This window comes from Kitasatospora arboriphila (assembly GCF_039528095.1).
Taxonomy (GTDB): domain Bacteria; phylum Actinomycetota; class Actinomycetes; order Streptomycetales; family Streptomycetaceae; genus Kitasatospora; species Kitasatospora arboriphila.
Map to the genome: position 1 here is coordinate 33248 of NZ_BAAALD010000070.1, position 6000 is coordinate 39247.

Consider the following 6000-nt stretch of genomic DNA (forward strand, 5'->3'; position numbering starts at 1 on the left):
CCCCGTTCTACCGCCAGGGCTCGCTGACGCCGCGCAGCGCCACGGCGGTGGCGACGGCCGCGGTGACCGCCTCGTGGCCCTTGTCCTCGGCCGAGTCGGGCAGGCCGGCGCGGTCCAGCGCCTGCTGCTCGTCGTCACAGGTCAGCACGCCGAAGCCGACCGGCACGCCGGTGTCCACCGCGACCTGGGTCAGGCCCATGGTGGCGGCCTCGCAGACGTAGTCGAAGTGCGGGGTGCCGCCGCGGATGACCACGCCGAGGGCGACCACGGCGTCGTAGCCGCGGCCGGCGAGGTGCTTGGCGGCGACCGGCAGCTCGAAGGTGCCGGGCACCCGCAGCACGGTCGGCTCCTCGATGCCGAGCTCCTTGAGGGCGCGGTGGGCGCCGTCCAGCAGGCCGTTCATCACCTGGTCGTGCCACTGCGCGGCGATCACCGCGACCCGCAGGTCGGCGCAGTTCTTGATGGTCAGCTCGGGGGCTCCGTGGCCGCTCACGTCGTACTTCCTCTGTCTCAAAGGCTGTGCTGGTGTGCGAAGGCTGTGGTGGTGCGGGGTGGCTCAGGAGTCGGCGTCGAGCCACGGCAGGTCGTGGCCCATCCGGTCCCGCTTGGTGCGCAGGTAGCGCTCGTTGTGCTCGCCGACCCGGACCTCGACGGGCAGCCGGCCCTTCACCTTCAGGCCGTGCTCGGTGAGCGCGTTCTGCTTGTGCGGGTTGTTGGTCAGCAGGGTGAGCGAGCGGACGCCGAGGTCGGCGAGCATCTGCGCGCCGATCGAGTAGTCCCGGGCGTCGGCGGGCAGGCCGAGGTCCAGGTTGGCGTCGACGGTGTCGCGGCCCTGCTCCTGCAGCTCGTAGGCGCGCAGCTTGTGGCTGAGGCCGATGCCGCGGCCCTCGTGCCCGCGCAGGTAGAGGACGACGCCGCGGCCCGCCTCGGCGACCTGGCGCAGCGAGGCCTGCAGCTGCGGCCCGCAGTCGCAGCGCAGCGAGCCGAGCACGTCGCCGGTGAGGCACTCGGAGTGCAGCCGGACGAGGACGTCCTCGCCCTCGGGGAGGCGGCCGTCGGCGTCGAGGCCGCCGGCGACCAGCGCGAGGTGCTCGACGCCGTCGATGGTGCCCTTGTAGCCGACGGCGGTGAAGTCGCCGTACTCGGTGGGCAGGGCGGTGACGGCGGCCCGGTCGACGTGCAGTTCGGTGCGGCGGCGGTAGGCGATCAGGTCCTCGATGGAGATGATCGCGAGGCCGTGCTCGCGGGCGAAGGCGACGAGTTCGGGCAGCCGGGCCATGGTGCCGTCGTCGTTGACGACCTCGGCGATGGCGCCGGCCGGGGTGAGGCCGGCAAGCCGGGCCAGGTCGACGGCGGCCTCGGTGTGGCCGGGCCGCACCAGCACGCCGCCGTCGACGGCGCGCAGCGGGAAGACGTGGCCGGGGCGGGTGAGGTCGGCGGCCTCGGTGCCGGGCGAGGAGAGCAGCCGGATCGTGCGGGCGCGGTCGGCGGCGGAGATGCCGGTGTCCACGCCGTCCCGGGCGTCGACGGAGATGCTGTAGGCGGTGCCCTTGCGGTCCTCGTTGACGGCGGTCATCGGCGGCAGCTTGAGCCGGTCGAGCTCCTCGCCGATCATCGGGGCGCAGATCACGCCGGAGCTGTAGCGGATGGTGAAGGCGAGGAGTTCGGGGGTCGCGGCGGAGGCGGCGAAAACGATGTCGCCCTCGTTCTCACGGTCCTCGTCGTCGACCACGATCACCGCGCGGCCGAGGGCGATGTCGGCGATGGCGCGCTCGACCGGGTCGAGGGCGAGCTCGTCGGGGTGCTGGATGGTCATGCCGTGACTCCCTGCGGGACGTTGGCGGTCGAGGGACGGGCCGTACGGGTGCTCAGCCACCAGGTCCGCAGGCCGAGCAGCACCAGCACGAAGTAGATGGCGAAGGTGAGGGCGGAGAAGACGTAGCCGTGGGTGTAGGAGTACGGGACGCCGATCAGGTCGACGGCGATCCAGGCGAACCAGAACTCCACCCGGCCGCGGGCCTGGGCGACCATCGCCGTCAGGGTGCCGACGAAGATGTAGGCGTCCAGCCAGGGGGCCCAGGACAGCTTCGGGAAGGCCATGAACAGGCCCGCCACGGCGGCGGTGCCGAGTGCGGCGCCGGCCACCAGCAGGGCGCGCTCGCGCCAGGAGGCGAACCGGACGGCGAGCGTGCCGCCGTCGCGCCGGCCGCGCTGCCACTGCGCCCAGCCCCAGGCCGCGGTCACGATGACGACCAGCTGCTTGCCGACCATGCCGGGGGCCTGCCCGCCGAGGAAGGCGGCGACGAGGACGGCGCCGGCCAGCAGCTGGACGGGCCAGCTGAGCACCGAGCGGCGCCAGCCGAGGGCGAGCGCGGCCAGGCCGAGCAGGTTGCCGATCATGTCGGCCCACTTCACCTGCTCGCCGAAGGCGGTGAAGGCGACCGAGGTCAGCGCGCTCACGAGGCGTCCTTCGCGAGGTGGTCGGGCAGGGTGCGGGTGTCGAGCAGCCGCTCGACGTACTTGGCGAGGACGTCCACCTCGAGGTTGACCGGGTCGCCGACGGCCTTGGTGCCGAGGGTGGTCAGTTCGAGGGTGGCGGGGATCAGCGAGACGCTGAAGGAGTCGAGGGCGGCGTCGACGACGGTCAGGCTGACGCCGTCGACGGTGATCGAGCCCTTCTCGACCAGGTACCGGGTGATGGACTGCGGCAGCGAGAAGCGCAGCACCTCCCAGCGGGGGTTGCCGTCGGCGTCGAGGTCGCCGGGGGCGCGGGAGAGCAGCTCGCCGGTGGCGTCGACGTGGCCCTGGACGAGGTGTCCGCCGAGCCGGGCGCCGAGCGCCATGGCCCGCTCCAGGTTGACCCGCGAGCCGGGCCGCAGGGCGCCGAGGCTGGAGCGGTGCAGCGTCTCGGCCATCACGTCGGCGCTGAACTCACCGGTCTCGGCGGCCAGTTCCTCGGGGCTGTCGACGACGGTCAGGCAGACGCCGTTGACCGCGATGGAGTCGCCGTGCTTCGCACCGGAACGGACCACCGGGCCGCGCAGGCGGATACGCGAGGAGTCGCCGATCTCCTCGATGGAGACGACCTCGCCGAGCTCTTCGATGATGCCGGTGAACACCCGGGTTCTCCTCGCGCTTAGGGGCGCGGACTCCGGGGCGGCACGGGAGATGACGCGGACGGCACGACCGGAAGGGAACCCGCCTCCGGCACCGTCGCCGAAGAGAGCTCTCCTGCCCGATCTCCACGACCCGTCGCCGGGTCGTGGACCTGCTCGTCCGCCGCGCACGCCTCCCATCCGGACTTTAACCGTCGGTCCAGGAATTTCACCTGGTCAACCGGCCGCTGGCTGCGGACGGGTCGCGGACTGTAACCGCCGGTTCGGATTTTCACCGACCCCGGAGTGCGCTGAACGTCACTACTACTGCCGTCATTCTGCCATGATCGGCGCCGCAGCAGCAGGGGGTGGGTCTGTGGTCTGTTTCACTCGGCGACCGGCCGGTCACGGGAATAGCCCGCCCGGCCGCCGCGGCGGCGCCGGGCGCGCCCTCCGCCGGCCCTGAGGGCGCGTCAACGGCGGTGCCTCAGGGGCGGATCAGCGGCACCTCCTCGGCGTGCCGGCGCTGCTGCGCGGAGTCCCAGTCCCCGGTGCAGTAGACCGAGATCTCCGAGATCGCGCCGTCCCGGACGTCGGCGCGCATCAGTTCGCGGCAGTACCAGTGGTCGCCGCCGGCCTCCCAGCGCTCCTCGACCTCGATGGTGAAGCCGGTCCCCGTACGGTCGACCCGGCTGCGCGGCACGGTGCCGGTCGCCGGGTGACCGGCCCGGCGCAGCGCGGCCACGCCCTCGGGGCCGGTGGCCTGCAGGCGCCACTGCGGCACGGTCAGGTCGCAGAGGACGTCGGCGGTGAACAGGCCCTGCGGCGGCACGCCGGTCCGCAGGAAGTCCACCAGCAGGCCGGCGAGCCGGCGGACGGTCTCCTCGTCGGGGGCGGCGGCACGGGCGGTGGCGGCGGACGCGGTGGTGGTCATGGTGTCCTCCTCGGGGGCTGTGTCTGCCCCCGGGGCGTGAGATCGGACGGCACGGTGTGCGGTCCGCGCTCACAGCCGCCACGGCGGCGCCTGCTCGGGCCGGTACTCGCAGAAGGTGCCGGTGCGGACGGCCGCCTGCAGGTGCCGGCCGAGCTCCGGATGTACCGCGCCGATCCGGGACACCGCGGCACGGATCCGGGCGGTGACGGCCGTCCGGGCCCGCTCCGCCGCGGACCCGGTGCGGCGTGCCCGGCCGCCGAGCCCGTACGCGGCGGACAGCTGCCCGAGCAGCGCGTCCTGCTCGACGGCGAGCCGTGCGGAGCGTTCGGCGTCCCCCGCGGCGTCCGCCTCCTCGGTCTCCTCGGCGAGTTCGCGCAGCCGTCGGCGGTACGCGGCACGGGCCGTGGAGTCGATCAACTCGCCGGTGTCGGCCGGACGGTGGAGGCCGGCGTGGTCAGGGCCCGGCCGTCCGACCGCGGTGGCGAGGTCGAGGGCCGGCACCGGGGTGCCGGGGCGGGCGAGCAGCACCGCGAGGTCGCGCAGGCCCTTGCTGTCGGGCAGCCCGGCCTCGCGTCCGCCGTAGCGCAGCAGCCACCGGCCGCCGTCGAAGCGGAAGGCGGCCTCGGACGACTCCGCCTCCGGGGCCGGGGCGGGTGTCGGTGCGGGGTCGGGCATGCCGGCCGCGGCGGCCGGGGTCGGGGCGTCGGCGGCGGGGCGGTCCGCGGCGTCGCGGTCGGCGCCCGCGGCGGCGAGCAGCGCCAGGTGGTGGTCGACCGGCCCGCGGACGGCGGCGCCGATGCCCTCGACGGCGAACAGCCCGGCGTACGGTGCCAGCGCCGCGCGGAGCGGACCGGCGACCTGCCGGGCCACCGGGTGCGCCCCGAGCAGGCCCACGGTCTCCGCGGCCTGGGCCAGCATCGGCAGCCACTCGCTGTCCCGCGGCGCGGCGGGCAGTGCCGGTGCGACGGCGGCGAGCCGCCGGGCGGCCTCCTCGGTCCGGCCGAACTGGGCGGCGAGCAGGGCGAGTGCGACCTTGGGCCAGACGCCCGGCTCGCGCTCCAGCGGCGGCGAACCCTCGATCAGCCGGGCCAGCCCCTCGGTGTCGCCCTCCGCGGCGAGCAGGCACCAGTGCTGGGTGGCGGCCAGCATCGCGGCGTTCGCGCTGCCCGCCCGGCGGCCGACCGCCCCGGTCTCGGCCAGTTCGCGGCGGCAGTCCTCGCGGCGGCCCTCCAGCAGGGCCCGGGCGCCGCGCCACAGCGGCGCGTACCAGCCGTACAGCGGGCGGCGCAGCACCCGGGCGAGGGCGTCGAAGGCGCTGATCTCGGCGTCCCCGGCGGCCAGGTCCCCGGTCTCCCACAGGGCGACCAGGCGCAGTCGCCGGCCGAGCAGTTCGAGGACGGGGTCGTCGGCGGTGCGGGCGAGGGCGACGATCTCCCCGGCCCAGTCCAGTCGGGCCCGGCAGTGGTCCGGTCCCGACCGGGCGTCGCAGAGCGCGGCCAGGGCCGACCCGAGCGCGGCGGGGTCGCCCGTGCTCCGCGCCAGCCGGACGGCCTCCTCGGCCAGCTCCGCCCGGTACCCGTCGGTCTCGACCAGCGCCGCGGCCACCGAGAGGCGCGCCGTCACCTCGGCGATCAGCACCGCACGCCGGCCGGCGCCGGGGCCGCCCGGCAGGCGCTCGCCGGGACGGGCGGGCGCTGCGGGCCCGGGGGCCGGGGCGGCGAGGGCGGTGCGGGCCTTGGCGGGGAGGGCGAGTTGCTCGCGGTCGAGGAGCGCGACCTCGAAGCCGACCGGGCCGGTGCCGAGGCCGAGGGCGGCGCGGGCGAGCAGGTCGGGGCGGCCGGGGGTGCGGGCGAGGGCGGCGGCGTCCAGGTGGGCGGTGCGGGCGGGGGGGCTCTCTCCGGCGCCGAGCAGGGCGGGGCCGGGCGCGAGGCGGGGCGCGCCGGGGGCGGGGGGCGCGGCCCCCGGTCTCCC

Annotated in this window: 5 protein-coding genes, 1 pseudogene and 1 riboswitch; all 6 genes and pseudogenes read right to left on the reverse strand. The window is 75.7% G+C overall.

Annotated elements, in window-relative coordinates; all coding sequences use genetic code 11:
- Positions 1-7: 7 nt before the first annotated feature.
- Complete coding sequence (gene ribH / locus ABD353_RS28490; protein WP_344626553.1) at positions 8-493, reverse strand: 6,7-dimethyl-8-ribityllumazine synthase; 486 nt, start codon at positions 491-493, stop codon at positions 8-10.
- A 63-nt stretch (positions 494-556) separates the two neighbouring features.
- Complete coding sequence (locus ABD353_RS28495; RefSeq protein WP_344626554.1) at positions 557-1816, reverse strand: bifunctional 3,4-dihydroxy-2-butanone-4-phosphate synthase/GTP cyclohydrolase II; 1260 nt, start codon at positions 1814-1816, stop codon at positions 557-559.
- Entirely contained in the window at positions 1813-2400 is a 588-nt protein-coding gene (locus tag ABD353_RS28500) for a nicotinamide mononucleotide transporter family protein (RefSeq protein WP_344626560.1), read from the reverse strand. The genes ABD353_RS28495 and ABD353_RS28500 overlap by 4 nt, the downstream gene beginning before the upstream one ends.
- A gap of 56 nt (positions 2401-2456) precedes the next feature.
- A complete protein-coding gene (locus ABD353_RS28505) occupies positions 2457-3119 on the reverse strand; it encodes a riboflavin synthase (RefSeq protein WP_344626555.1) in 663 nt (220 codons plus the stop codon).
- Positions 3120-3280: 161 nt separating this feature from the next.
- A riboswitch (FMN riboswitch) is annotated at positions 3281-3408 on the reverse strand.
- Between the two features lie 174 nt (positions 3409-3582).
- Positions 3583-4029, reverse strand: coding sequence for a hypothetical protein (locus ABD353_RS28510; protein ID WP_344626556.1), 447 nt, complete (start codon positions 4027-4029; stop codon positions 3583-3585).
- A gap of 69 nt (positions 4030-4098) precedes the next feature.
- A pseudogene (locus tag ABD353_RS28515) lies at positions 4099-6000 on the reverse strand (hypothetical protein); the annotation flags it as partial.

Coding starts and splice junctions, on each gene's coding strand:
- ABD353_RS28495 (WP_344626554.1), bottom strand. CDS start 1,816: ATGACCATCCAGCACCCCGACGAGCTCGCCCTCGACCCGGTCGAGCGC.
- ABD353_RS28500 (WP_344626560.1), bottom strand. CDS start 2,400: ATGATCGGCAACCTGCTCGGCCTGGCCGCGCTCGCCCTCGGCTGGCGC.
- ABD353_RS28510 (WP_344626556.1), bottom strand. CDS start 4,029: ATGACCACCACCGCGTCCGCCGCCACCGCCCGTGCCGCCGCCCCCGAC.